Consider the following 22,641-nt stretch of genomic DNA (forward strand, 5'->3'; position numbering starts at 1 on the left):
CGGTCGCGAGGGCGGCCAGAGGGCGGCCAGAGGGTGGAGGAGCCGGATATGTATATCATGAGCGGTATCTGGCGGTCAGCCGCTACAGCCGCCGCAGCATTGGAGAACCACATGAATACCCCCAACGAAAACGTCAGCATGGCGCTTTTCTGCGACTTCGAGAACGTAGCGCTGGGTGTGCGCGACACCAAATACCAGAAATTCGACATCCGGCCCGTGCTGGAGCGCCTGCTGCTCAAGGGCAGCATCGTCGTCAAGAAAGCCTATTGCGACTGGGAGCGGTATAAGGAGTTCAAGGCCCCGATGCACGAAGCCAATTTCGAGCTGATCGAGATTCCGCACGTGCGCCAGTCGGGCAAGAATTCGGCCGACATCCGCCTGGTCGTCGACGCGTTGGACTTTTGCTACACCAAGTCGCACGTCAACACGTTCGTGATTATCAGCGGCGATTCCGATTTTTCGCCGCTGGTGTCCAAGCTGCGCGAAAACAACAAGAAGGTCATTGGCGTGGGCGTCAAGCAATCCACGTCCGATCTGCTGATCGCCAACTGCGACGAATTCATCTTCTATGACGATCTGGCCCGCGAAGGCCAGCGCACCGCCGACGCGCGCCGCGACAACCGGGGCGGCGCCAACGCCGGCCAGCGCCGGACGCCGGACGAAGAGCGCCGCCGCAAGGAAGAGCTTGAGGCCCGCAAGACCCAGGCGGTGGAAATGGTCGTCGAGACCTTCGAGGCGCTGATGGCCGAGCGCGGCGACAGCGGCAAGATCTGGGCGTCGGCGCTGAAGGATGCGCTCAAGCGCCGCAAACCGGATTTCAACGAGTCGTACTACGGCTTTCGCGCCTTCGGCAATCTGCTGGACGAAGCGCAGTCGCGCGGCTTTCTGGAAGTGGGCCGTGAAGAGAAGTCCGGCACCTACGTTTATCGCGACAGCGCCGACAGCGCACCGGCCGTGAACCGCTCGGGTGGCCACAGCGGATCCCGTTCCGCGCAAGGCCGCCAGGCGGCGCCGGCCGACGTCGAGGCCGACGAAGCGCAAGCCGGCGCGGTGCAAGCCGGCGCGATGCAAGAGGAAGCCAACCCCCGTCCTTCCCGCAAATCGCGCGGTGGGCGCAAGTCGGGCAGGGGCGCCAGCCAGCATGCGGAAGCGGCTGTGGCCGTGCCGTCGGATGCGGCATCTGAGGAACCGGCCGCGCCGTCCGAGGCCTTGGTTCAGGCCGGCGGACAAGCAGAAGCCAGCCAACGGGTAGAGGCGAACAAGCAGGCAGAAGCCAACCAACAGGCAGAGGCCGACAAGCAGGTCGCAGCCGCCAAGCAGGCGGAAGTCGACAAGGAAACCGCCAAGAAGCTTGCCGAGGAAGCCGCCACGCTGGAGGCAATGCGCGCGGATGCGCTGGCCCGCGCCCAGGCGCCCAAGCCGGTCCAACCCTCGCGGCTGCCGCCCATGCCCACGCCATTGCCGCAGGCTCGCCAGCCGCTGCCTGCCGTGGACATCGCCGAATGGACGTTTGTCGAACCTGCTGCAGAAACGCGTCGTGAACCCACTAAGGCGCCTGCCAAGGCGTCGGACCCGTTCGCCGGCGGCCAGGCCAGACCGGTTGAAGAGGCGCCGGCCACGCCGGCGGTCAAGCGCGCCGCTACCCGCGGCCGCAGCGCCACCAAGACGGCCACGGCCAAGGCCGTGACGGCTTCTGCGCCGCAGGCTGAAACCCCCGATGAGGTGGCCGCCAAGCCCGCCCGCAAGGCGGCTAGCAAAACGGCCAGCAAGACCGCCAGCCGTACGCGCCAGCCGCGTAAGACGGCGGCCTCGGAATCCTGAGGCGCCGCCGATTCAGATTGCCGGGCTGCGGTAGCGGCCCGGCGTCATACCCAACTCGCGTTTGAACATGGCGATGAACGCGCTGACGTTGTCGTAGCCCAGATCGAAGGCCACGGTGGTGACCGGCGCGCCGGCGGCCAGCATTTCCTGCGCCCGCATCAAGCGGGCGTGCTGGCGCCATGCACCGACCGTCATGCCGGTTTCCGCCTGGAAGCGGCGCGCCAGCGTCCGCGGCGCCATGCCGATGGTCTCGGCCCATGCGTCCAGTTGCCGGGTGTCGGACGGCGCGTCCGACAGCGCCAATGCCAAGCGTCGCAGCCGCGGGTCGCGCGGCAGCACCAGCGCCGCGCCCGCTCGCGGCAGCGTGCGAATTTCTTCCCGGATCAAGGCTTCGATGTGGCGGCGCGCCGTATCGGGTGCGCCGTCTTCCCACGCCGCGGCGCGGTCCACGGCGGCCACCAGCAATGCGGAAGCGCGCAGCAGGCAGGGTGAGGCCGATAGGCCGGCGCAGGCGGCCGGGCTCAGGTAGGCGCTGTAGCCGGCATAGGGGCCGTGAGAGCGCAGGCCGTGGGGATGATCGGGCGGAATCCAGACCGCGTGCATGGACGGCACCACCCATTGCTGCTCGCCTGCATAGACGGTCAACAATCCTTGATAGGCACCCAGCAATTGCCCCCGCGCATGCCGATGCATGGCGGTGTCGCGCAATGCGCCGTCTGCGCGGCGCACGGCGATCAGCCGGGGGCCTTGCCGCGAGCGGGCGCGTTCGGGCGCCAGCAAGGGCGGAGGGAGAGCCAAGGGTTCCATATGGCCGAATTACCGTATTGAATGTCAGAAACACCGCAGAATTGCCAGCCGGCAACGCCTATCGTAGCGCTTGTGTCCAACCCTCAGGAGCAACCAATGCAAGCACAGGACGTTTTGCCGGACGGCGTAGACCAAGGAAACTTCAACGGCGTTGCCGTACGCAAAGGGACGGTGGGCGCCTTCCTGGCGAACGCGCGCATATGCCTGGACCCCTTGGCGGCGCCGCAGGCGGTGGACGCGGCCCGGCGCGATATCCAGGACGCGCTGCCCGCCCTGCGCGCGCTGGGCCTGTTTGAGATCCTGCAGGTCAAGGATGCGGGGTTGCGCGCCTGGGTGCAGGCGGAGGAAGGCGGCGCGGACCAGGGCGCCTAGGCGGGCAGAAGTGCACGGCCCTGGTGGACTATGATTCCACGTTTTGGGCCAGCGCCGCAGTTTGCGGGCCGCCCCTTGGCCTCCTGCCTGCCGGATTTTCCATGCAATACGTATTGATCAGTTCCTGCCTGCTGGGCAACCCCGTCCGCTACGACGGGCGCGGCGTGCCCAATGGCGACGCCGTGCTGGCGCAATGGCTGGCCGAAGGCCGCGTTGTGCCGGTCTGTCCGGAGGTGGCAGGCGGGATGCCCATTCCCCGGCCGCCCGCCGAGATCGAACCCGGCAAGGTGGCCGCTGCGGTGTTGGACGCCGGCGCCCGGGTCGTGGCGGTGACGGGTGAAGATGTCACCCTGCCGTTCGTGCAGGGCGCGCACGCGGCATTGGCGGCGGCGCGGGAACGCGGCATCCGTGTGGCGGTACTGAAAGAAGGTAGCCCGTCCTGTGGCAGCGGTTACGTGTATGACGGCCATTTCGCGGGCCGCCGCCAACCGGGCGTGGGCGTGACGGCGGAATTGCTGACGCGGGCGGGCGTGCAGGTCTTCAGTGAAAAGCAATGGGGCGAGGCCCAGGCCTGTCTGGCGCAATGGGAGGCGCAGCATGTGGATTAGCGCAGGCGCCGTGGTCCTGGCGCTGCTGGCAGTCCTGGTGCTGACCGGGCGGCTTGGGTCGTCCGCCGGGCGCTCCGGCGTGGTGGCCAGCGGCCGGCGGTGGCCGACGCGTGTCGCCGCCGCGCTGTGCCTGCCGCTATCCGCGTTCTTCTACTACGCCTGGTATGCGTTCTACCTGAAGTGGGATTTCAACGAACTGGGCCGCTACTACGATCCCGATGACCAGGTGGTCTACACGTCGTCGGGGTTTGTCTGGGTGGTGCCGGCGACCCTGCTGTTGGCCGCCGGGCTGCTTTGCGCCTGGCGCGGTTGGCGCCGCTGATCCCTACGCACGCCGGGAGCAAATCACTCGCTGCGGATATTCGCGGCCTTTACGATCTTGCCGTTGTCCGCGTATTCCCGCTGCACTTGCTGCGCGAATTGCTCGACGCTGCCGGGCGACATGATGTTCAAGGCATCGGTCAGCGGCTTGCTGATGTCGGGCATGGCGGCGACCTGGTTGATGACGGCGTTCATGCGTCGTCGGAAATCGGCGCTGGATGTACCCGGGGCGAAAAAGCCGAAGGTGGACGTCATGTTCGCCATGGGATAGCCCAGTTCGGCAAAGGTCGGCGCGTCCGGCCGGCCGGGCAGGCGGGCCGGCGAGCCCACCGCCAGCAGCTTGAGCTTGCCTTCGTCGATCAACGTGTTGACGGGGGCGGACGCGTTGACCAGCATCAGCGTGAACTGGCCGCCCAGGGCGTCCGGCACCATCTGCGCCATGCCCTTGTACGGCACGTGCGTGATGCGCACCTTGGCCTGGCCGTTGATTTGTTCCAGCATCAGGTGCCCGAGCGACCCGACGCCCGCCGTCGCCAGCGACAAGCCATCGGGGTCCGCCTTGGCCTGGTCCAGCATGTCCTTGAAGTCCTTGCCCGTGAATTTCGGGCCGCCCACCAGGTACACCGGCGAATACATCACGGCAGCCACCGGCGCCAGGTCCTTCAGCGGGTCGTACAGGGTTTTCATGACGTGCGGCGACAACGTGACCGGGCTGACGGCGGTAAAACCCAAGGTGTTTTCATCGTGGGCGCGGGCCACGGTGTTCATGCCGATCATGCCGCCGGCGCCGCCGCGGTTTTCAACGACGACGGGCCGGCCGAGCTCTGCGGCCAGCTTCTGCGCAAAGGCCCGCGCGGTGTTGTCAACGATGCCCCCGGCGCCGTAAGGCACCACGATGGTCAGGACCTGGGGCTTGGGGTCGGTCTCGGCGTGGACGGCGAACGAGGCGGCGCAAACTGCGCTGAATGCGCAAAGGCCGGCGAACCGCTTGAAGTTGAGCATGGCTTTCCCTTGTTGCCCGGCGTGACGGCCGCGCGTTTTGCGGGCCGTCCAATGCGGCGCGCCGGCATGCAGTGTGTGCAGGCCGGCGCGTCAGGACAATGGGGAATATCCGGGGTTGCGGCGTCAGTTGGCGCGGTAGCCGCGGCTGTTCATGCAGGAATCCAGCGCGTGGTTGTAGGAATCCACCATGACTTGCGTGGTCCATTGCGAAATGGTTGCCGGGTCGTAGCCGCTTTGGTTCATAGCCCAGCGCTGGCAATCGCTGGTGGCATTGGCTTGGGCCGAATTGACCTTGGGCGCAGATTCATATTGCACGGGTGCGTATTGCGGCTGCGGTTGCGCGTAGGCAATGGGTGGGGCGCTGTAGACGGGGGGCGCTTCGTAGACGGGTGCGGCATACACCGGCGGGCTCGTATAGGCCACGCCCGGCGATGCATACACCCCAGTCTGCACATAATTAGGGCCGGAGTCAGCCGCCAGCAACAGGCCGACCGCCGCCAACGCGAAGGCGCCGCCCACCCACCAGCCCGCCGAGCTGCTGCCGCCACCGCCGTGGTGGTGATAGTTATTACCGCCGTGATAGCCGCCGTGGTAGCCGCCGCCACCCCAACCACCGCCGCGTCCGCCGGCCATCACGGGCGCGCTCGCAACGGCAAGCGCCAACGCCACGACAACCATCCGGCCTGTAAACCGTTTCATGATCTTGCTCCTAAGTCGCCGCGCAACAGCCTCCATATAAGAGACTCGCGGCGATAACGCTACTTTACTGCTGCGGGAGCACCAAAATATGTTGCAAACGCTACGGGCATTTCAAGTGACTTCAGGGCGACGATGGAGGAATACCGCTAGCTGGGCCGAGGTATTTCCGGCCCTTTGTCGCCAATTTGCGACGATGCAATGTTTCAGCATTCCATCAATCGCGTCGCCGGATTGGCAACCTTGGCTGGCGCCGCATACGGCGATGCGGCTTGCAGGATGATTCAATAGCCGTACGGGGCGCTTTTCGACATGTCGCAACATGCGTAACGATCGTGACATCGGGCAGCCTGACCATTCTGGGAAGTAGTGGCGGAAAGCCATGAACGGTAGTACTTTCTCGCGATGATTACGGCACGACCCTCTTCTTTATTGCAAGACAAGCGGCTCACGAAGGGTGAACGCACTCGGTTACAGCTTCTGCAGGTCGCCGCGGCGGAGTTCGCCGAGCGCGGATTCCAGCAAACGCGGATCAGCGACATTGTCGCCCGCGCCGGTGTGACCCAGCCTGTCTTTTATCAATACTTCTCAAGCAAGCAAGCGGCCTACGACGAACTGGTCGGCATGTTCGCGCAGCGCTTGCGGCAGGCGATCAGCCTGGCGCGTTTGCCTGCCGACCTGGACGGCACGCAAATGTCGGACCGAATCCGCCGTGGCGTCCGCGGCCTGCTTGCCATCTTGCAGGAAGATCCCAACCTGACCCGCATCGGTTTCTTCCAGGTGGCCGCGGCTGAAGCGCTGAAGGACGAACTGGTGGCGATGATCGCCGACAATGTCCGCGCCGAGCAGCAGGCCGGGCTGTTCCGGGCGGCGATTCCGGCCGACTGGTTCGCGCAGTCGCTGATGGGCATCATCGAACGCTTCACGCGCCAACTGCCGGACGCCGCGCAGCAGCAGGCGTTGGCGGAATTCATCACCGACCTGCTGCTGGACGGCATACGGGACCCCGACCCGGATCGTCAACGCGACCGGCAACCGCCACGCCAAGCCTCCTAGCCGGAGGCTTTTTTTTGTCGTAGGGCAGCCCCAAGACAAAAAACGCCCCCCCCCCCCCGGGGGGCAGCAAGCACGCGCCGCGTGCGTAGCGTGGGGGCATTTTTTGTCGCCGGGCCGCCCCAAGACAAAAAGCGCCCCCTCGGGGGGCAGCAAGCACGCGCCGCCTGGCTACTCGACCCGCGCGCCCGAGGCGGCCACCAGCTTGCCGGCGGCTTCCCAGTCCGCCTTCAGCAGATCCTGGAACTGTTCGGGGGACTTGGCTTCGGCTTCGACACCCAGCGATGCCAGGCGAGCCTGCACCTTGGGGTCGGCCAGCACCTTGTTGACCGCGGCATTGATCTTGGCGCGTTCGGCCGACGGTAGCCCGGCGGGCGCCAGCAGGCCCAGCCAGGAATCGAAGGCGTAGCCCGGCAAGCCGCTTTCGGCGACGGTGGGCAGGTCGGGCGCAAAGCGCGAGCGCGTCTTGCCGGTGTAGGCCAGGAACGTCACGCGCGGGTCGTTGCGGTACGCCGTGACGCCGATGGTGGCGGCGGTGACGGCTTGCACGCGTCCGGCCAGCAGTTCCGTGACGGCGTCGCCCGTGGACTTCATCGGGATGTGCTGCATCTGGACGCCGGCGGCGGTCAGGAACGACGCCATGCCCAGATGGGAGGCGCTGCCGTTGCCGGCCGACGCGTAATCGTAGGCGCCCGGTTTCGCTTTGACGGCCTGGATGAATTCAGCCGTGTTCTTCACCTGCAAGCCGGCGGACGCCAGGATGATGTAGCCGGTGTTGCCCAGGTAGGCGACCCCCGTGAAGTCCTTGTAGGGGTCGTAGCTGAGGTTCTTGTACAGATAGCCGGCGATGTTGTGGCTGGCCGCGGCCAGCACCAGGGTGTTGCCGTCTGGCGTGGCGCGGGCCACTTGCGACGTGCCTACGGTGCCGCCCGCGCCGGCGCGGTTTTCCACCACGATGGAGGCGTTCAAGGCCTGACCCAGTTCGTCACCGATGGCTCGGGCGATGGTGTCCTGGACGGCGCCGGTGCCGTAAGGAACGACGATGCGGATGACGCGTTGTTCGGCATGGGCGGTACCGACGCCGGCAAGGGCCAGCGTCAGGGCAAGCAGGGTGGTGCGGCGTACAGCTCGGAATCGGAAGGGCATGAAAGCGGCTCGTATCGGGGGCGCGCGCTGGCGGATTGCCGGCGCGACGGGACGGCGTTGGACTCTAATGATTCACACCGCCCACGCCAACGATTTATTCCCCGCTTGCATATAGCTGCAGGGGATATGGCCGCCCGCCGCCGTCGGGTCACGCCCAGGTTTCGTGCAGATGCGCCCATTGCGGCATCTCACCCGCCCCGGCTGTGAACAGGACGGTCGCGCGTCGCTGCGTAGCGCCTGTGCTCCAGACGTGCCGTTCGCGGTAGGTGAGCAGCACCGACGCCGTATCAATGTGCCGCACCGTCATGTCGTCGATGTCGATCTTCAGGCCAGGACGCGCGCCGCGCAAGCCGGCGAACAAAGCCGGTAGCGCATTCCCGTCCAGACGCTGGCCGTCGGTGGCGATCATGGTGAAGCCGGGCGCAAAGCGCGACAGCAGGTCGGCCAGGACGTGGTCCGGCGCGTCGGGCTGGCCGATCCAGTGTTCGATCAGGGAGTGGGCGTCCAGCGTCAGGCGCAGGCACGGGGTAGACAGGTCCGTCATGGCGGGCTTCAAAGACAATAAGGAGCGCCATTCTAGGTAGGCCGGTGTTCTGAAAGAAGCTCAAATGACTGGATATACTGTTCGTGTTTTTTTGACAATGGGATGCTCCCATGATCAATCTGAATCGCCTGGGGATGTTCGTCGCGGTGGTTGAAGCCGGCTCGTTCACGGCGGCTGCCGACACGCTGGGCACGACCAAAGCGGTCGTCAGCTTCAATCTCAAGCAGCTGGAACAAGAGCTGGGAGTGGCGCTATTGACCCGCAGCACCCGGCGCTTGGCGCTGACCGAGGCCGGCGAAGGCTTTTATGCGGAATGCGCGCGACTGCTGCGCGAGGCCGACGCGGCCGTGGATCAGGCGCGGTCGGGGCAGGCCACCTTGGCGGGCAGCTTGCGCGTAACCGCCACGGTGGATTACGGCAACCGTATCGTGGCGCCCGCCCTGGCGGCTTTCGCGCGGCGCCATCCTGCGTTGCGGGTCAGCTACCAGGCCAGTTCCGCGCACGCCGACCTGATCGGCGACCGGCTGGATCTGGCGATCCGCGTGGGGACGCTGGCGGATTCCAGCTATCGCGCCACGCCGATCGGCCAATTCAAACTTCTGCTTGTGGCCAGCCCGGCGTTGCTGGCCGAGCACGGCGCGCCGCGCACGCTGGAGGCCCTGGCCGCGATGCCCTGGCTGGCCAACCGGCCGGGACGCAGCGACCACTGGCGCGTGACCGATGGCAAAGGGCGAGAACACGCGCTGCGGGTCGCGCCCGTGGCCCATGCCGACACGGCGTCGGCGTTGCTGGCGTTTGCCGAAGCCGGCTGCGGGGTGGCCGCGTTGCCGGACTGGCTACTGGAAGAACCGCTGGCGCGGGGCGTGTTGCAGCGGGTGCTGCCGACGATTTCGCTGCCGCCGCAACCGGTGTATGCCGTCTACCCTGACACCCGCCACGTCAGCGCTAAGGTCCGGCGCTTCATCGATTTCCTGCGAGCGCCGGATAAGCCTTAGCGCCCGACCGCGGGCGTACCGCCTGCGCCCAGGTCCCAGTACAGCCCGGTCATCAGCCCCAGCGCCTGGCGCAGCAATTCCGGCGGCAGGTGTTCGTTGGGCGCATGTTGCGAGCAGCCCGGATACGAGTGCGGCACCCAGATCGTCCGCAGGCCCAAGACGTCGGTGAAGATGTCGTTGGGCAGCGATCCGCCCAGGTTGGGCAAGAGCGCGGTCTTTTCGCCGGAGGTGCGTTCCAGCGAATCCACCGCCCATTGCACCCAGGCGTCATCGGGGTCGATGCGGGTGGCGCAGAACATGGATTCGCGCGTGAGTGCGATCTTGACCATCGGAAAGCCCTGGCGATCCAGGTGCCGGCGCAGCGCGGGGATCAGGTCTTCCGCGTCCACGCCCACCACGAAGCGCAGTTGGCAGCGGGCCCAGGCGCGCGGCGGGATGGCGTTGACGGGTGTTTCGGGGTTGCCCGTCTTGTAGGCCAGGACTTCGAACGAACACCAGCCGAACACCCGTTCAGCGGGCGACAGGCCGGGCTCGCCCCATTCCGGTTCGATTTCCGGGCCGTCCGCGCCGCCGTCCACCTGGCAATCGGCCAGTGCGCGGCGTACGGCGGCCGGCAGTTCGGCCGGCACCCATTCGGGGATGCGGATCTGTCCGGTGGGCGAGACGATGGTGGCGATGGCGTGCGCCAGTTGGATGCCGGGGTTGGAAATCAGCCCGCCCCAGTTGCCGGAGTGATGGCCGCCGGCGCGCGCCTCGATGCTCAGGTCGAAGTTCAGGCTGCCGCGCGCGCCCAGGAAAATGGTGGGGCGCTTGGCGGCCAGGCGCGGGCCGTCTGAGGCGATCAGCAGGTCGGCGGCCAGCAGGTCGCGGTGCTCGGCGCATAGCTCGCGCAGGCCCATCGACCCCGTCTCTTCGCCCATTTCAATCAGGTACTTGGCGTTGAAGCCCAGCTTGCCGCGCGTTTCCAGCACCAGCCGCAGCGCCTCCATGTTGATCGTGTGCTGGCCCTTGTTGTCGGCGATGCCGCGGCCGTACCAGCGGCCCTCGGCCTCGGTCAGCGCCCACGGCGACAGGCCGTCCTTCCATTCCTTTTCCAGGCCGCGGATGACGTCGCCGTGTCCGTAGCCCAGCACGGTGGGCAGGGCGGGGTCTTCGATGCGCTCGGCATACAGGAAAGGCGCCAGCGCCTTGGGGTGGGTCAGCGTGCGGCAGGTGAATCCCAAGGCTTCGAATGCCGGTCGGATCTCGGATTCCAGGTAGTCGGCCAGCACGGCGGCGCGCTCCGGATTCTGGCTTTCCGTCGGCAGCGCCAGCCGGCGCGCCAATAGCGCGCGGAAGGCGCCCGAATCAAAACAGTGTTCCGCTTGGGCGATGGCTTGCTCACGGGTCATGATGGTCGGGCTCCGTCGGGATGAGAGGAAGAGGTCGGGTACAGGTGGCAGGCCACCACGGATTCGTCGCGCAGCGCCAGCGCCGGGCGTTCGGTCCTGCATTGCGCCATGGCGTATTGGCAGCGCGGATGGAAGGGGCAGCCCGGCGGCGGATGCAGCGGGTCGGGAAACGACAGCCCCAGCCCCATGTCGGGGATGCCAAGGCCGGGCTCCGGCGTCAGCACCGATGCCAGCAGCGCCTGCGTGTATGGATGGCGCGGGTCATGGAACAGTTGCGCCGTGGGAGAGGACTCCACGACGCGGCCCAGGTACATCACCGCAACGTGGGTGGCGATGTGCTCCACCACCGCCAGGTTGTGGCTGATGAAGACATAGGTCAGGTTGAACTCGCGCCGCAGGTCCATCAGCAGGTTCATGATCTGCGCCTGCACCGACACGTCCAGCGCCGAGGTGGGCTCATCGCAGATCACGATCTCGGGGTGCATGACCAGCGCCCGGGCGATGGCCACGCGCTGGCGCTGTCCGCCGGACAATTGCCCCGGCGTGTTGTGCGCCAGGCGCGGCGGCAGGCCGACCCGCTCCAGCATCTCGATCGCTTTATGCAGCTTGGGGTTGGCGATGCCGTGCACTTCCAGCGGCAGCGACACGATGGACGCGATGGAGCGGCGCGGGTTCAAGGATGAATACGGGTCCTGGAAAATCGGCTGCACCCGGCGGGCGAGCGCGCGGCGGTCCATCTGCCGGATGTCCTGGCCGTCCAGCTTGATGGCCCCTTCGGTGGGGGGCGTGAGGCCCAGCAGCATGCGGGCCAGGGTGGACTTGCCGCAACCGGATTCGCCCACGATGCCCAGCACCGCGCCGCGTTCCACGGCGAGGTCCACGCCGTTGACGGCATGCAGCGTGCTGCGTGGGCGGAATAGGCCCGCGCGGATCGAGAATTGCCGGCTGACGGCTTCGGCTTGCAAGAGCACGCTCATGCCGGGACTCCTTCCTCTTGGCGGATGCAGCGCCATTGCTGTTCGGGCGGGTGGCCGTAGATGGGGATCGTGTCGCGGCATTGGGGCTGCGCGTAGCGGCAGCGGTCGGCAAAGGCGCAGCCGCGCAGGTCGCCCACCAGCGAGGGCACGACGCCGGGGATGGTGCCCAGCGATTCGCCGGGCGGCGTGCGGCCGGGAACGGGGATACAGCCCAGCAGCCCCTGCGTGTAGGGATGGCGCGGGGTGGCGAAGATGCTCTCGACGGGGCCTTCCTCGACGATCTGGCCCGCATACATCACGGCGACTTGCCGCGCGATGCGCGCTACCACGCCCAGGTCATGCGTGATCAGCACCATGGCGATGCCCAGCTCGGCCTGCAAGTCGGCCAGCAGGCGGAGGATCTGGGCCTGGATGGTGACGTCCAGCGCGGTGCTGGGCTCGTCGGCGATAAGCAGTTCAGGGCCGCACATCAGCGCCATCGCGATCATCACGCGCTGGCGCAGGCCGCCGGACAACTGGTGCGGGTACTGCGTCAGCCGCTGTCCGGCGGACGCGATGCCGACTTTCTCCAGCAGCTCGATGGCGCGGTCGCGCGCCTGCTGCTTCGTGGCATGGCGGTGATGGATGTAGTGCTCGGTGAGCTGTTCGCCGATGGGGTAGGCCGGGTTCAGCGCCGTCATCGGTTCCTGGAAGATCATGGCCATCTTGCTGCCGCGCAAGGCGTTGATGCGGCGGCCGCGCGCAGCCGACAGGTCTTCGCCCAACACCGACAGCCGGCGGGTGCTGCGCTGCGCGGCCTTGGGCAGCAGCCCCATGATGGCCAGCGAGGTCATCGACTTGCCGCATCCCGATTCGCCCACCAGGCACAGCGTTTCACCCCGCCGGACCTGGAAGGACACGTCGCGCACCGCGTGCAGCGGGCCGCGGGGCGTGGCGATGTCGACGGTCAGCCCTTGTACGTCCAGGACGATTTCTTTGTCGTTCATGGTCAGGCCCTCTCTTCAGGCGTCAGCAGTTGATGCAGCCCGTCGCCAGCCAGGTTGATCGCGAAGATCAGCAGCGCCAGTGCCGAGCCCGGGATGGCGATCAGCCAGAACGAGAAGAACATGTAGGCCTTGGCCTCGGAAATCATCAGGCCCCAGGACGGCAGCGGGGGCTGCACGCCCAGGCCCAGGAACGACAGGGAGGCTTCCAGCAGGATGGCGCTGGCGGCTTCCAGCGTGGCGATGACGATCAGCTGCGGCACGACGTTGGGCAGGACTTCGCCCCAGACGATGCGCCAGGTGGACGCGCCCGCGGCTTGTGCCGCAGCCACGTATTCCAGCGACCGCACCTGCTGCGTGGCGCTGCGCATGACGACGGCGTAGCGGTCCCATTTCAACAGGCCCAGCACCAGGATCACCACCCACAGCGATCCGCCGACGATGGCCACGGTAGCCAGCGCCACCAGGATGACCGGCATCGACAATCGGGTCGTGATCAGGAACGACACCGCCATGTCGACCTTGCCGCCGAAGTAGCCGGCGGCCATGCCCATGGCCGTGCCGATCAGCCCGGAGATCAGCGCCACGCTGATGCCGATCAAGAGCGAAATGCGCGCGCCGTAGAAAAGGCGCGACATATAGTCGCGGCCCAATTGGTCGGTGCCCAGCGGATGCAGCCAGGTGCCTTTTTCGTACCAGACCGGCGGCGCGGTACGGTAGGCCAGGTCCTGGAAGTAGGGGTCGTGCGGAGAGATCCACGGGGCCAGCAGCGCAATCAGCACGATGGCAAGCAGGATGCCGCCGCCGGCCAGGAGGGCCTTGTTGCGGCGCAGGCGGCGCCAGCGCAGCGTGGAGGCGGAGAGTTCCAGCGGAGCCGGCGCGGGGGCGCCGGGCGCGGCAGGGGTGAGGGTAGGCGTATTCATGTCAGGACACCCGGATGCGCGGATCCAGCCACGCGTTGGCGATATCGGCGGCCAGCGTCAGCAGCACGTACAGCACGGACAGCAGCAGCACGATCAGCTGCATGACGGGATAGTCCTTGTACGTGATGCTTTGGTAGGCCAGGTAGCCCAGGCCGTCGAGCGCGTAGATGGTTTCGATGACGACGGAGCCGCCCAGCAGGTAGCCCAGCTGCACGGCGGCCAGGGCCACCACCGGCACGATGGCGTTGCGCAACGCATGCTTGAAGATGATCTTGCGCGCGGGCAGGCCCTTGGCCCGCGCGGTGCGGATGTAGTCCGCGCCCAGCACTTCAATCATGCCGGCGCGGATCAGCCGCATGAAGGCGGGCGCCACGTAATAGCCCAGGGCGATGGCCGGCATCACGAAATGCTGCCACGTCCCGCTGCCCGACACGGGCAGGATGCGCAGCGAGATCGAGAACAGCATGATCAGGATCAGCGCAAAGAAGAAGTTGGGCAGCGCCTGGCCCAGCACCGCGATCGCCAGGCAGATGCGGTCGATCAGGCTGCCTTTATATAGCGCGGCCAGCACGCCCAGCGGAATGGAGATCAGCAGCGCGAACCCAAGTGCGCCCATGCCCAGCAGCAGCGTGGTCTTGAGCTTGGACAGGATCAGCGGGCCGGCTTCGGTCTTGAAATACACCGACGTGCCGAAATCGCCTTGCAGAATGTGCCAGAGCCAGTCGGCGTACTGCACCGCCAGTGGCCGGTCCAGCCCGTAGGTCTTGCGGATCATGTCGATGTCCGCCTGGCGCGCGCCTTCGCCCGCCAGGGCCAGGGCCGGGTCGCCGGACAGGTGCAGCAGCAGGAACGCCAGGATCGAAACGGTCAGCGCCACCAGCGCCGCCAGGCCCAGGCGCCTGATCGTGAAATAAAGCATAGGACTTCCTCTATCGTTTCGCGGCGCCGGGCGGCGCGATGCCTGCCCGGCGCAACCCTGCGCCTTACTTCCAGCTCATGTCCCAGAAGCGCACCAGCTCATCCGAGTAGGGCTTGAAGTTCACGTCCTTGGTGGCGACGTAGTAGGCGGGCAGCGTCCACAGCGGCACCGCATAGGCCTTTTGCGCGATCAGGTCCAGCGCTTCCTTGTAAGCCGCATTGCGGGGGGCGGGATCGATCGTGTGGTCGCCCTTGTTGAGCAGGTCCCGCACCTGGGCGTCGCGCGTGACGTCGTCGTTGCCGAAGGCGAAGTACACCGGCGTGGACGCCGAGACGTCGTTGACCAGATTCGAGCCCCAGGTCTGGTGGGTCAGCGACGCCTTGTTGGCGCGGATCATGTCGCGCATGGCGGCGTACTGCAGGTAGTTCAGCTTGGCGCGGATGCCCACGGCCTGCAGGTAGTTGATGATGGCTTCGGTCTGATTGCGTTCGCGGTACGCCACGATGTCGATGTCGAAGCCGTTGGCGTAGCCGGCGTCCGCCAGCAGTTTCTTGGCCAGCGCCGGGTCGTACTTGTAGGTGGGCGCGCCATCCTGCGTGCAGCCCACTTGCGACGGGGTGCAGATGGTGTTGATGAGGCCGCCGCCTTCGCCCACGATGTTCTTCAGCATGGCGTTGCGGTCGATCGCGTGGATGATGGCGCGGCGCACGCGCTCGTCTTTCAGCTGGGGCGCCGGGGTGCCATCCTGGATGTTCATCTGCATGAACACGATGCGCATCGTGTTGCCCGTGACCATCTGCAGGTTGGGCATCTGGCCCAGCTGTTCGGCCTGGTCCTTGGGCACGCTCATGATCAGGTCTTCGCCGCCCGAGATCACTTCGGCCATCTGGGTCTGGCGGTCGGGGATGAAGCGGATGACGACGCGGCCGATCTTGGGCTGCGCTTTGGGCGAATCCTTGAAGTAGTCGGCGTTGCGCTCCAGCGTGATGGACTTGCCGGGCTGGTAGTCGGTGACCTTGTAGGGGCCCGACCCCACGGGTTTGGCGTTCATGCCCTTGGGACCCACTTCCTGGTAGTACTTGGCGGGATGGATGGCAGCGGTGGTGGACAGGTATTCCTTGGCGCCGGGGAAGGGCTCCTTGGTGGTGAGACGCACCTTGTACTTGTCGATCTTCTCGACCTTGTCGATCCAGGCCACGTTCTGCTGGGTGACGGCCTTGTTCTTGGGGTCGGCCACGTAGTTCAGCGTGTACACGACCGAGTCCGCGTCGAACTCCTCGCCGTTATGGAATTTCACGCCTTCGCGCAACTCGAATTCCATCGTCTTGTCGTCGACCTGCTTCCAGCTCTTGGCCAGCTGGCCCTTGTACTCGTTGGTGACGGGGTCGCGGTACAGCAGCGTGTCCCAGACGTTGGCGGCGATGATGACGCCGATCCGCACGTTGTTGAAATACGGGTCCACGCTTTCCGGCGCCTGGTCGTAGGCCATGCGCAAGGTGTCGTCCTTCTTGCCGGCCAGCGCGGGCTGGGAGGCAAGCGTGGCGCAGGCCAGCAAGGCGGCGGCAAGCGCGTGCAGGGCAGGGGTGCGGCGGGAGGGCAAGGCGGGTGAGACGGGTGTGAAGCGACAATCAGCCATGGTGAAGGCTCCTCTGGAAGGCACTACATGTACTGCGTATCCATCATCTCGCTCCGGGCCGCGCCACCCTTGTTCTTATCGTTGTCGTCCGTGGGCTGGGAAGGGCTTCAACCCGATCCGGACGACTGCGCGGTCGCGGGGGCCTGCCCTGCGTTCAACGTCTTTAAGGCGGCCTCGCACTTGCGCTGCAAGTGCTGCCGCATGATGCCCGCCAGCCGGTCCGCGTCGCGCGCGTCCAGGGCGTCGGCCATTTCGATGTGTTCCCGCATTGCCAGATCCCATTTCTGGCGGTCTTCGTTCGACACGAAGCGCAGGTTCTGGATGCGTGCGTTCTGGGCGTCGTACAGCTGCTTGAGCAGGCTGTTGTGCGAGGCCAGGCTGATGCGTTCGTGGATTTCGCGGTTGGTGCGGAAGTAGGTAGGCAGGTCGTGGCGGGCGTGGCTGGCCATCATTTCGTAGGTCAGCGCACGGATTTCCGCGATCTCGACATCCGTCGCCCGTTGGCACGCCAGCCGGCACGACATGGCTTCCAGTCCGCCGATCACTTCGAAGGCTTCGCGGATGTTCGCCTCAGACAGCGCCACCACCTGCGCGCCGCGGTTCGGTTCGATCTGCACCAGCCCTTCGGCCGCCAGCACGCGGAACGCTTCGCGCATCGGGGTGCGCGAGACGCCCAGCAGGTCGCACAGCGCACGTTCGTTCAGGCGGGAGCCGGGCGGGAATTCGCCCTGGATGATGCGTTCGCGCAGTTGGCTGGCCACCGCGCCAGGCAGCGTGCGGCCGTTGCCGGCGGCGCGCGGCGCCGAGGGCGGAACCCTGGCGGTTGGCGTCGCATCGGAATCGGCGCGGCCGGCATCTGCCGACCCTGCCAGATCCGGCATCAGGCTAGGATTGCTGCTCATTGGTATACCAACATTTCCCCGTATTTTTCTAGACTATAAACCTGCGGCCTGCGGTTCAATCATGGGTGTATACCCTAGGTTATCGATGTAAAAACAATGGGATAGAGTGGCGCATGCCGCAAGTCCGCATGCGAGACAAACGTCGTTTACTCGTCGCGCATCTTTCGTTGGTATACAAAAAATTCCACTCTTGGGCTACGCATGCTTACCCTGAACTCCCATCCGTCCGGCCGGCATTTCCTGCAGATTCCGGGGCCGACGAATGTGCCTGACCGCGTGCTGCGGGCCATCGATCAGCCCACCATCGACCATCGAGGGCCGGAGTTCGGCGCGCTGGGGCTGGCCGTGCTGGCGGGAGTCAAGCAGGTCTTCCAGACGCAATCCCCCGTGGTCATTTTTCCGTCGTCGGGCACCGGCGCGTGGGAAGCGGCGCTGGTCAACACGCTGTCGCCGGGCGACCGGGTGCTGATGGTGGAAACCGGCCACTTCGCCAGCCTGTGGAAGAAGCTGGCGGGCCGCCTGGGGCTTGAGGTCGACTACATCGAAGGCGACTGGCGTCACCCCGTGGACGCCGCCGTGATCGGCGCGCGCCTTGCCGAAGACACGCAGCACCGCATCAAGGCCGTGTGCGTGGTGCATAACGAAACCTCGACGGGCGTCACCAGCGACATCGCCGCCGTGCGCGCCGCGATCGACCGCGCCGCGCATCCCGCGCTGCTGATGGTGGACACGATTTCGTCGCTGGGCTCGATCAACTACCGCCATGACGAATGGGGCGTGGACGTGACGGTGGCCGGCTCACAAAAGGGCCTGATGCTGCCGCCCGGCCTGGCGTTCAATGCCGTCAGCGCGCGGGCGCTTGCCGCCGCCGACACCGCGCGCCTGCCGCGCGCCTACTGGGACTGGCGCGACATGCTGACCGCCAACGCCAAAGGCTATTTCCCGTATACGCCGTCGACCAACTTGCTGTACGGCCTGCACGAGGCCTTGGCCATGCTGCAAGCCGAAGGCCTGCCGCGTGTGTTCGCGCGGCACGAACGCCATGCGCGCGCCACGCGCCTGGCCGTGGCCGGATGGGGGCTGGAATTGCTAAGCCTGGATCCGGCCGCGCACAGCCCTGCGTTGACCGCCGTGCTGATGCCCGAGGGCCACGGCGCGGACGCGCTGCGCAAGATCATCCTGGACCGCTTCGACATGTCGTTGGGGCAGGGCCTGGGCAAGCTGACCGACCGGGTCTTCCGCATCGGTCACCTTGGCCACTTCAATGACCTGACCCTGTGCGGCACCCTGGCCGGCGTCGAGATGGGTCTGGCCGCCGCCGGCGTGCCGCACCGCGCAGGCGGCATGCAGGCCGCGATGGAATTCCTGGCCCGCACGCCCGAAGGCGCCACGGCCTGACACACCACAATAACGAGGGAAGCAATGAACACGCTTATGCAGCAGGCGATCCAGTTCGCCAATGAACACGAATCCACCTGGGACCGCAGCGTCAAGGGCAATTTCGGCGTGCACCTGAACGATCCGCCGCCCTGGAACCGCCTGCTGGGGCCGATCCATGACCGCGGCCCGGTATCGGGCGTGGTCGTGGTCGACGGCAAGACCGTCGCGTCCTGGGGCGAGCCCGAGCGCGCCGACCTGACCTTCAGCGTGGCCAAGCTGTATCTGGCCATCCTGGCGGGCGTGGCGCATGATCGCGGCCTGCTGCCCGATGTGGACGAGCCCGTCGGCAAGCGGGTGCCCGGCATCGGTTTCGACGAAGGGCAGAACGCAGACATCACGTGGCGTCACCTGTTGCAGCAGACCAGCGAATGGGAAGGCGAGCGCTTCGGCGTGTCGGACCAGGCGGACCGCTATCGCGCCGTCACGTTCGGCGTGCCGCCCGATGGCAAGAAGGGCGACGCGCGCCCCTTGCAGCGCCCCGGTACCTACTGGGAATACAACGACGTGCGCATCAACCAGCTGTCCTACGCGCTGCTGCACTTGTTCCGCAAGCCGCTGCCGGACGTGTTCCGCGAAGCCGTCACGCGCCCCATCGGCGCGAGCGAAGACTGGCAATGGGTGGGCTACGACACCGCCTGGGTCGAGATCGACGGCCAGCGCATGCCGTCGGTGCCGGGCGGATCCCACTGGGGCGGCGGCATGTCCATCAGCGCGCGCGACCAGGCGCTGATTGGCCAGATGCTGCTGAACGACGGCCAGGCCAATGGCAAGCAGATCCTGTCTCGGGAATGGATTCAAGCGATGCGCACGCCCTGCGCCATCGCGCCGTATTACGGCTACCTGATCTGGTTGAACCACGAAGGCCGCGTATTTCCCAGCGTGCCGGCCAGCAGCTTCTTCGGCGTGGGCGCGGGCAGTTCGTTTACCTGGGTGGAGCCCGAGCGCAAGATGGTGGTGATCGTGCGCTGGCTGAATTCCGCCCATGCGGATGCACTGTTCGGCAAGATCCTTGCAGCGGTGGACGCGCCACAGGCGTAACATTCTGACCTCTTACCGACCAAGGAATGAAGCCATGAACTACCGCCGACTGGGAACCAGCAATCTGCGCGTTTCGCCGCTATGCCTGGGCACCATGATGTTCGGAGAACAGACGCCTGATGACGAGGCGGCGCGCATTGTCGCGTCGGCGCGCGACCATGGCTTGAATTTCATCGATACGGCCGACGTCTACAACGAAGGCCGTTCGGAAGAGGTGGTGGGCAAGCTGCTGCAAGGGCAGCGCCACGACTGGGTGCTGGCCAGCAAGATCGGCAACCCGGTGGGCAAGGGCCCGAACCAGGCCCATTATTCGCGCCAGTGGCTGATGCGCGGCGTGGAGCAAAGCCTCTCGCGCCTGGGCACGGATTTCATGGACATCCTGTACCTGCACCGCGACTACCACGAGGAAAACCTGGAAGAAGCGCTGTGGGCGCTGGGCGACCTGATCCGCGCGGGCAAGCTGCGCAGCTTCGGCTTGTCGAACTTCCGCGGGTGGCGCATTGCCGAGGTCATGCGCCTTGCCGAAAAGCTGGGCGTGCCGCAACCGGTGGTGTGCCAGCCGTACTACAACATGCTCAATCGCGGTCCGGAAGTGGAAATCCTGCCCGCCTGCAAGCATTACGGACTGGGCGTGGTGCCGTACAGCCCCATCGCGCGCGGCGTGCTCACGGGCAAGTACCTGCCTGGCCAGGCGCCGGCGGCCGATACCCGTGCCGGGCGTGGCGACCGCCGCATCCTGGCTACCGAATTCCGTGAAGAGTCCCTGCAGATCGCGCAGCAGCTGGTTCAGCACAGCGCGGCGCGCGGCGTGCAGCCGGGCCACTTCGCCACCGCCTGGGTGCTGGCCAATCCGGTCATCACGAGCGTGATCGCCGGCCCGCGCACGCTGGCACAGATGGACGACTACTATGCGGCGCTGGACGTGAAGATCACGGCGGAAGACGAAGCCGTCGTGGACGGCTGGGTGACGCCCGGCCATGCGTCGACGCACGGCTACAACGACCCGAACTACCCATTCTACGGGCGGCCGGTAGCCGCTGCATAAAGGTATCCCGGGAGCGCGCCTCAGGCCGGGGCGCGGACCGGTTCGGCAGCAATGCCGTGCAGCATCATCTGCTCGACCACGGACGCAATGCCCAGGCGGGCGACGCGTCCTCGGCGTTCGGCGTCCACCATGCTGGTCAGCACGCCGAACAACATCTCCGTCAGCGCCGCCGCCGTCATGTCCACGCGGAAGGCGCCTTCGCGCTGCCCCCGCAGGAAGAACGCGTCCAGCGATTCCTGATACCCCGACCAGCTGTTCATGATGTCGGGCTGCTGCTCGTTGTCGGGCTTCCAGTTGTACATCAGGAAAGCCGTCAATTCCTTGTGCGCCAGATTCTGATGGATCAGGTTGCGCAACGCCTCTTGCGGCGGCGCCGTATCCAGATGCGAGTCCGCCAGCGCCTTCTTCATGACGTGGGCGCAATGCGTCGTGAGTCGCAGGACCAGCTGGTCCCGCGTCTGACAGAAGCGGTATAGCGTCGCCTTGCTCACGCCCACGGCTTTCGCCAGTTCCTGCAGGGTGCCCCTGGGCTGGTCGACCATTGCCATCGCCAACGCCACCAGAAGTTTTTCGTGCCCCGCCTCGTCAGACATTTTCTGCCCCTGTTCTGTCATGGAACTTCATCAGGCGTTATTGAATCATGCGTGATTCACTTTGTACAAACTTTGGCGAAGTTGGCAAGTAAAAACTTGTTAAGCGTCATGCAATCAACTTCACAGAATCAAATGAATCGTTATTGATTCAAATTAAGCAATCGGGTAGCATCGGCGACTTGTTGAATTCAGGACGCCGCGGGCGGGGGTTGCTATGTTGAAGAATCAGACCAGGTGGCAGTGGCCCCTGACGGCGTTGGTGATGTCGATCGTTTTGGCAGGTTGCGGGGGTGGAGAGGACGCGCATTCGCAGGCGTCCGAACCCCGCGCCGTGCAGGTGCTGGCGGTGCAACCCGAACGCTACGCGCTGACCAGCGCGTTGCCGGGGCGGGTGGAACCCATGCGGGTGGCGGAAGTGCGCGCCCGCGTGGCGGGCATCGTGCTTAGCCGCAATTTCGAGGAAGGCGCCGACGTGAAGGCGGGTGACGTGCTGTTCCGCATTGATCCGGCCCCGTTCAAGGCGGCGTTGTCGCGCGCCCAGGGCGAACTGGCCAAGGCGGATGCCGCCGTGTCGGACGCCCAGGCCATCGTCAAGCGCTATACGCCGCTGGTCAAGATCGAAGCCGTAAGCCAGCAGGACTTCGACACCGCCACCACCACGCTCAAGAGCGCCCAGGCCGCGCGCCGCTCGGCGCAGGCCGACGTGGAAACCGCGCAATTGAACCTGGACTACGCCACGGTCAAGGCGCCGATTTCGGGGCGCATCGGCCGCGCCCAGGTCACCGAAGGCGCGCTGGTGGGCCAGAACGAGGCCACGGTTATGGCGAAGATCCAGCAACTGGACCCGATCTACGTGGACTTCACCCAGCCGGTGGCGGACATGCTGCGCATGCGGGCCGCGCTGCAGGACGGCAGCCTGGGGCAGGGCGAGGGCGCCGCCATTTCCCTCACCATCGACGGCACCGACCAGAAGCGCAACGGGCGCCTACTGTTTTCGGACATCGCGGTGGACCGGACCACGGGGCAGGTGTCCGTGCGCGGCGAATTCGCCAACCCCGACGTGCTGCTGCTGCCGGGCATGTACGTGCGCGTGCAGACGCGGCAAGGGGTGGACCCCGAAGCCATCCTGGTGCCGCAGCGCGCCGTGCTGCGCAGCACCGACGGCAAGCCGCAGGTGATGGTGGTGGGCAAGGACGAGGTCGTGGAGTCCCGCCTGGTGCAGACCGGCACGATGCGCGGCGGCGACTGGCACATCGTCGAGGGCCTGAACGCGGGCGACCGTGTCATCGTGGGCGGCGTCAACGCCGCCGTGCCCGGCCAGAAAGTCAGCGTGACGCCGGCGGCCGAGCCCAAGGTCGCGGCCGCCGGCAAGGCTTCCGCCTCTGCCGCGAACTGACCGTCCGCCCGCGCACCCCATGCCTTCGCAAGG

The 22,641-nt window shown here is 66.3% G+C and carries 23 protein-coding genes; 10 read left to right on the forward strand and 13 right to left on the reverse strand.

Annotated features, from left to right (window positions below; all coding sequences use genetic code 11):
* The first annotated feature begins 111 nt into the window (after window positions 1-111).
* Complete coding sequence (locus CEY09_RS00845; protein ID WP_088587195.1) at window positions 112-1,821, forward strand: NYN domain-containing protein; 1,710 nt, start codon at window positions 112-114, stop codon at window positions 1,819-1,821.
* A 12-nt stretch (window positions 1,822-1,833) separates the two neighbouring features.
* Here the strand turns inward: CEY09_RS00845 and CEY09_RS00850 are convergent, their stop codons facing one another.
* Entirely contained in the window at window positions 1,834-2,628 is a 795-nt protein-coding gene (locus tag CEY09_RS00850) for an AraC family transcriptional regulator (protein ID WP_167389989.1), read from the reverse strand.
* Window positions 2,629-2,724: 96 nt separating this feature from the next.
* Between CEY09_RS00850 and CEY09_RS00855 the strand changes: the two genes are divergently transcribed.
* The 3 genes from CEY09_RS00855 to CEY09_RS00865 all read left to right on the forward strand — a co-directional run bounded on the left by CEY09_RS00855 (window position 2,725) and on the right by CEY09_RS00865 (window position 3,930).
* On the forward strand, window positions 2,725-3,000 hold the full coding sequence (locus CEY09_RS00855) for a hypothetical protein (protein WP_006224376.1): 276 nt from the start codon (window positions 2,725-2,727) through the stop codon (window positions 2,998-3,000).
* Between the two features lie 101 nt (window positions 3,001-3,101).
* Complete coding sequence (locus CEY09_RS00860) at window positions 3,102-3,608, forward strand: 2-thiouracil desulfurase family protein (protein ID WP_035212956.1); 507 nt, start codon at window positions 3,102-3,104, stop codon at window positions 3,606-3,608.
* Window positions 3,598-3,930, forward strand: coding sequence for a hypothetical protein (locus tag CEY09_RS00865; RefSeq protein ID WP_088587197.1), 333 nt, complete (start codon window positions 3,598-3,600; stop codon window positions 3,928-3,930). The genes CEY09_RS00860 and CEY09_RS00865 overlap by 11 nt, the downstream gene beginning before the upstream one ends.
* A gap of 23 nt (window positions 3,931-3,953) precedes the next feature.
* Here the strand turns inward: CEY09_RS00865 and CEY09_RS00870 are convergent, their stop codons facing one another.
* Both CEY09_RS00870 and CEY09_RS00875 read right to left on the reverse strand, forming a co-directional pair.
* Window positions 3,954-4,931 carry a Bug family tripartite tricarboxylate transporter substrate binding protein gene (locus CEY09_RS00870; RefSeq protein WP_088587198.1) on the reverse strand — a complete coding sequence of 326 codons (978 nt, stop codon included), beginning with the start codon at window positions 4,929-4,931 and terminating at the stop codon, window positions 3,954-3,956.
* A gap of 123 nt (window positions 4,932-5,054) precedes the next feature.
* On the reverse strand, window positions 5,055-5,630 hold the full coding sequence (locus CEY09_RS00875) for a hypothetical protein (RefSeq protein WP_088587199.1): 576 nt from the start codon (window positions 5,628-5,630) through the stop codon (window positions 5,055-5,057).
* 429 nt (window positions 5,631-6,059) lie between these two features.
* On the opposite strand from CEY09_RS00875, the gene CEY09_RS00880 reads away from it, so the two are divergent.
* Window positions 6,060-6,683 (forward strand): TetR/AcrR family transcriptional regulator, encoded by a 624-nt coding sequence (locus CEY09_RS00880; RefSeq protein WP_234818197.1) that lies wholly within the window; start codon window positions 6,060-6,062, stop codon window positions 6,681-6,683.
* A 168-nt stretch (window positions 6,684-6,851) separates the two neighbouring features.
* Here the strand turns inward: CEY09_RS00880 and CEY09_RS00885 are convergent, their stop codons facing one another.
* Complete coding sequence (locus tag CEY09_RS00885) at window positions 6,852-7,826, reverse strand: tripartite tricarboxylate transporter substrate-binding protein (RefSeq protein ID WP_088587201.1); 975 nt, start codon at window positions 7,824-7,826, stop codon at window positions 6,852-6,854.
* Window positions 7,827-7,974: 148 nt separating this feature from the next.
* A complete protein-coding gene (locus CEY09_RS00890; RefSeq protein ID WP_088587202.1) occupies window positions 7,975-8,370 on the reverse strand; it encodes a hypothetical protein in 396 nt (131 codons plus the stop codon).
* 110 nt (window positions 8,371-8,480) lie between these two features.
* Between CEY09_RS00890 and CEY09_RS00895 the strand changes: the two genes are divergently transcribed.
* A complete protein-coding gene (locus tag CEY09_RS00895; protein ID WP_088587203.1) occupies window positions 8,481-9,365 on the forward strand; it encodes a LysR family transcriptional regulator in 885 nt (294 codons plus the stop codon).
* Here the strand turns inward: CEY09_RS00895 and CEY09_RS00900 are convergent.
* From CEY09_RS00900 to CEY09_RS00930, 7 genes are all read right to left on the reverse strand, one after another.
* Entirely contained in the window at window positions 9,362-10,756 is a 1,395-nt protein-coding gene (locus CEY09_RS00900; RefSeq protein WP_088587204.1) for a M20 family metallopeptidase, read from the reverse strand. The genes CEY09_RS00895 and CEY09_RS00900 overlap by 4 nt on opposite strands.
* Window positions 10,753-11,733, reverse strand: a complete 981-nt coding sequence (locus CEY09_RS00905) for an ABC transporter ATP-binding protein (protein WP_088587205.1) — start codon at window positions 11,731-11,733, stop codon at window positions 10,753-10,755. The genes CEY09_RS00900 and CEY09_RS00905 overlap by 4 nt, the downstream gene beginning before the upstream one ends.
* The gene (locus CEY09_RS00910; protein WP_088587206.1) at window positions 11,730-12,719 is read right to left on the reverse strand and encodes an ABC transporter ATP-binding protein; all 990 of its coding nucleotides are present in this window, start codon (window positions 12,717-12,719) and stop codon (window positions 11,730-11,732) included. The genes CEY09_RS00905 and CEY09_RS00910 overlap by 4 nt, the downstream gene beginning before the upstream one ends.
* A 2-nt stretch (window positions 12,720-12,721) precedes the next feature.
* Window positions 12,722-13,639: an ABC transporter permease gene (locus CEY09_RS00915; protein ID WP_006224389.1), complete on the reverse strand. Its 918-nt coding sequence runs from the start codon at window positions 13,637-13,639 to the stop codon at window positions 12,722-12,724.
* Between the two features lies 1 nt (window position 13,640).
* Window positions 13,641-14,558, reverse strand: coding sequence for an ABC transporter permease (locus tag CEY09_RS00920; protein ID WP_006224390.1), 918 nt, complete (start codon window positions 14,556-14,558; stop codon window positions 13,641-13,643).
* Window positions 14,559-14,622: 64 nt separating this feature from the next.
* Window positions 14,623-16,194, reverse strand: coding sequence for an ABC transporter substrate-binding protein (locus tag CEY09_RS00925; RefSeq protein ID WP_006224391.1), 1,572 nt, complete (start codon window positions 16,192-16,194; stop codon window positions 14,623-14,625).
* 107 nt (window positions 16,195-16,301) lie between these two features.
* The gene (locus CEY09_RS00930; protein ID WP_088587207.1) at window positions 16,302-17,096 is read right to left on the reverse strand and encodes a GntR family transcriptional regulator; all 795 of its coding nucleotides are present in this window, start codon (window positions 17,094-17,096) and stop codon (window positions 16,302-16,304) included.
* 201 nt (window positions 17,097-17,297) lie between these two features.
* Here CEY09_RS00930 and CEY09_RS00935 point away from each other — a divergent pair, with 201 nt between their 5' ends.
* Genes CEY09_RS00935 through CEY09_RS00945 form a run of 3 tightly spaced genes read left to right on the forward strand, consistent with a single transcriptional unit; the run spans window position 17,298 to window position 20,619 of the window.
* Window positions 17,298-18,494 (forward strand): pyridoxal-phosphate-dependent aminotransferase family protein, encoded by a 1,197-nt coding sequence (locus CEY09_RS00935; RefSeq protein ID WP_088587208.1) that lies wholly within the window; start codon window positions 17,298-17,300, stop codon window positions 18,492-18,494.
* Window positions 18,495-18,518: 24 nt separating this feature from the next.
* Window positions 18,519-19,574 (forward strand): serine hydrolase domain-containing protein, encoded by a 1,056-nt coding sequence (locus tag CEY09_RS00940; protein ID WP_234704787.1) that lies wholly within the window; start codon window positions 18,519-18,521, stop codon window positions 19,572-19,574.
* A 34-nt stretch (window positions 19,575-19,608) separates the two neighbouring features.
* A complete protein-coding gene (locus CEY09_RS00945; RefSeq protein ID WP_088587209.1) occupies window positions 19,609-20,619 on the forward strand; it encodes an aldo/keto reductase in 1,011 nt (336 codons plus the stop codon).
* 20 nt (window positions 20,620-20,639) lie between these two features.
* Here CEY09_RS00945 and CEY09_RS00950 read toward each other — a convergent pair whose 3' ends face one another.
* Window positions 20,640-21,212 carry a TetR/AcrR family transcriptional regulator gene (locus CEY09_RS00950; protein WP_167389990.1) on the reverse strand — a complete coding sequence of 191 codons (573 nt, stop codon included), beginning with the start codon at window positions 21,210-21,212 and terminating at the stop codon, window positions 20,640-20,642.
* Window positions 21,213-21,426: 214 nt separating this feature from the next.
* Here CEY09_RS00950 and CEY09_RS00955 point away from each other — a divergent pair, with 214 nt between their 5' ends.
* Window positions 21,427-22,608: an efflux RND transporter periplasmic adaptor subunit gene (locus CEY09_RS00955; protein ID WP_088587211.1), complete on the forward strand. Its 1,182-nt coding sequence runs from the start codon at window positions 21,427-21,429 to the stop codon at window positions 22,606-22,608.
* Window positions 22,609-22,641: the final 33 nt, after the last annotated feature.

The sequence above is a fragment of the Achromobacter marplatensis genome, assembly GCF_002209535.1.
GTDB classification, from domain to species: Bacteria; Pseudomonadota; Gammaproteobacteria; order Burkholderiales; family Burkholderiaceae_B; genus Achromobacter; species Achromobacter marplatensis.

What these genes read in the sequence shown, in the direction of transcription:
- CEY09_RS00935 (WP_088587208.1), top strand. Translation starts at nt 17,298, where the DNA reads ATGCTTACCCTGAACTCCCATCCGTCCGGCCGGCATTTCCTGCAGATT.
- CEY09_RS00875 (WP_088587199.1), bottom strand. Translation starts at nt 5,630, where the DNA reads ATGAAACGGTTTACAGGCCGGATGGTTGTCGTGGCGTTGGCGCTTGCC.
- CEY09_RS00885 (WP_088587201.1), bottom strand. Translation starts at nt 7,826, where the DNA reads ATGCCCTTCCGATTCCGAGCTGTACGCCGCACCACCCTGCTTGCCCTG.
- CEY09_RS00955 (WP_088587211.1), top strand. Translation starts at nt 21,427, where the DNA reads ATGTTGAAGAATCAGACCAGGTGGCAGTGGCCCCTGACGGCGTTGGTG.
- CEY09_RS00915 (WP_006224389.1), bottom strand. Translation starts at nt 13,639, where the DNA reads ATGAATACGCCTACCCTCACCCCTGCCGCGCCCGGCGCCCCCGCGCCG.
- CEY09_RS00950 (WP_167389990.1), bottom strand. Translation starts at nt 21,212, where the DNA reads ATGTCTGACGAGGCGGGGCACGAAAAACTTCTGGTGGCGTTGGCGATG.
- CEY09_RS00940 (WP_234704787.1), top strand. Translation starts at nt 18,519, where the DNA reads ATGAACACGCTTATGCAGCAGGCGATCCAGTTCGCCAATGAACACGAA.
- CEY09_RS00845 (WP_088587195.1), top strand. Translation starts at nt 112, where the DNA reads ATGAATACCCCCAACGAAAACGTCAGCATGGCGCTTTTCTGCGACTTC.
- CEY09_RS00945 (WP_088587209.1), top strand. Translation starts at nt 19,609, where the DNA reads ATGAACTACCGCCGACTGGGAACCAGCAATCTGCGCGTTTCGCCGCTA.
- CEY09_RS00930 (WP_088587207.1), bottom strand. Translation starts at nt 17,096, where the DNA reads ATGAGCAGCAATCCTAGCCTGATGCCGGATCTGGCAGGGTCGGCAGAT.
- CEY09_RS00860 (WP_035212956.1), top strand. Translation starts at nt 3,102, where the DNA reads ATGCAATACGTATTGATCAGTTCCTGCCTGCTGGGCAACCCCGTCCGC.
- CEY09_RS00910 (WP_088587206.1), bottom strand. Translation starts at nt 12,719, where the DNA reads ATGAACGACAAAGAAATCGTCCTGGACGTACAAGGGCTGACCGTCGAC.
- CEY09_RS00895 (WP_088587203.1), top strand. Translation starts at nt 8,481, where the DNA reads ATGATCAATCTGAATCGCCTGGGGATGTTCGTCGCGGTGGTTGAAGCC.
- CEY09_RS00905 (WP_088587205.1), bottom strand. Translation starts at nt 11,733, where the DNA reads ATGAGCGTGCTCTTGCAAGCCGAAGCCGTCAGCCGGCAATTCTCGATC.
- CEY09_RS00870 (WP_088587198.1), bottom strand. Translation starts at nt 4,931, where the DNA reads ATGCTCAACTTCAAGCGGTTCGCCGGCCTTTGCGCATTCAGCGCAGTT.
- CEY09_RS00900 (WP_088587204.1), bottom strand. Translation starts at nt 10,756, where the DNA reads ATGACCCGTGAGCAAGCCATCGCCCAAGCGGAACACTGTTTTGATTCG.
- CEY09_RS00865 (WP_088587197.1), top strand. Translation starts at nt 3,598, where the DNA reads ATGTGGATTAGCGCAGGCGCCGTGGTCCTGGCGCTGCTGGCAGTCCTG.
- CEY09_RS00925 (WP_006224391.1), bottom strand. Translation starts at nt 16,194, where the DNA reads ATGGCTGATTGTCGCTTCACACCCGTCTCACCCGCCTTGCCCTCCCGC.
- CEY09_RS00890 (WP_088587202.1), bottom strand. Translation starts at nt 8,370, where the DNA reads ATGACGGACCTGTCTACCCCGTGCCTGCGCCTGACGCTGGACGCCCAC.
- CEY09_RS00850 (WP_167389989.1), bottom strand. Translation starts at nt 2,628, where the DNA reads ATGGAACCCTTGGCTCTCCCTCCGCCCTTGCTGGCGCCCGAACGCGCC.
- CEY09_RS00920 (WP_006224390.1), bottom strand. Translation starts at nt 14,558, where the DNA reads ATGCTTTATTTCACGATCAGGCGCCTGGGCCTGGCGGCGCTGGTGGCG.
- CEY09_RS00855 (WP_006224376.1), top strand. Translation starts at nt 2,725, where the DNA reads ATGCAAGCACAGGACGTTTTGCCGGACGGCGTAGACCAAGGAAACTTC.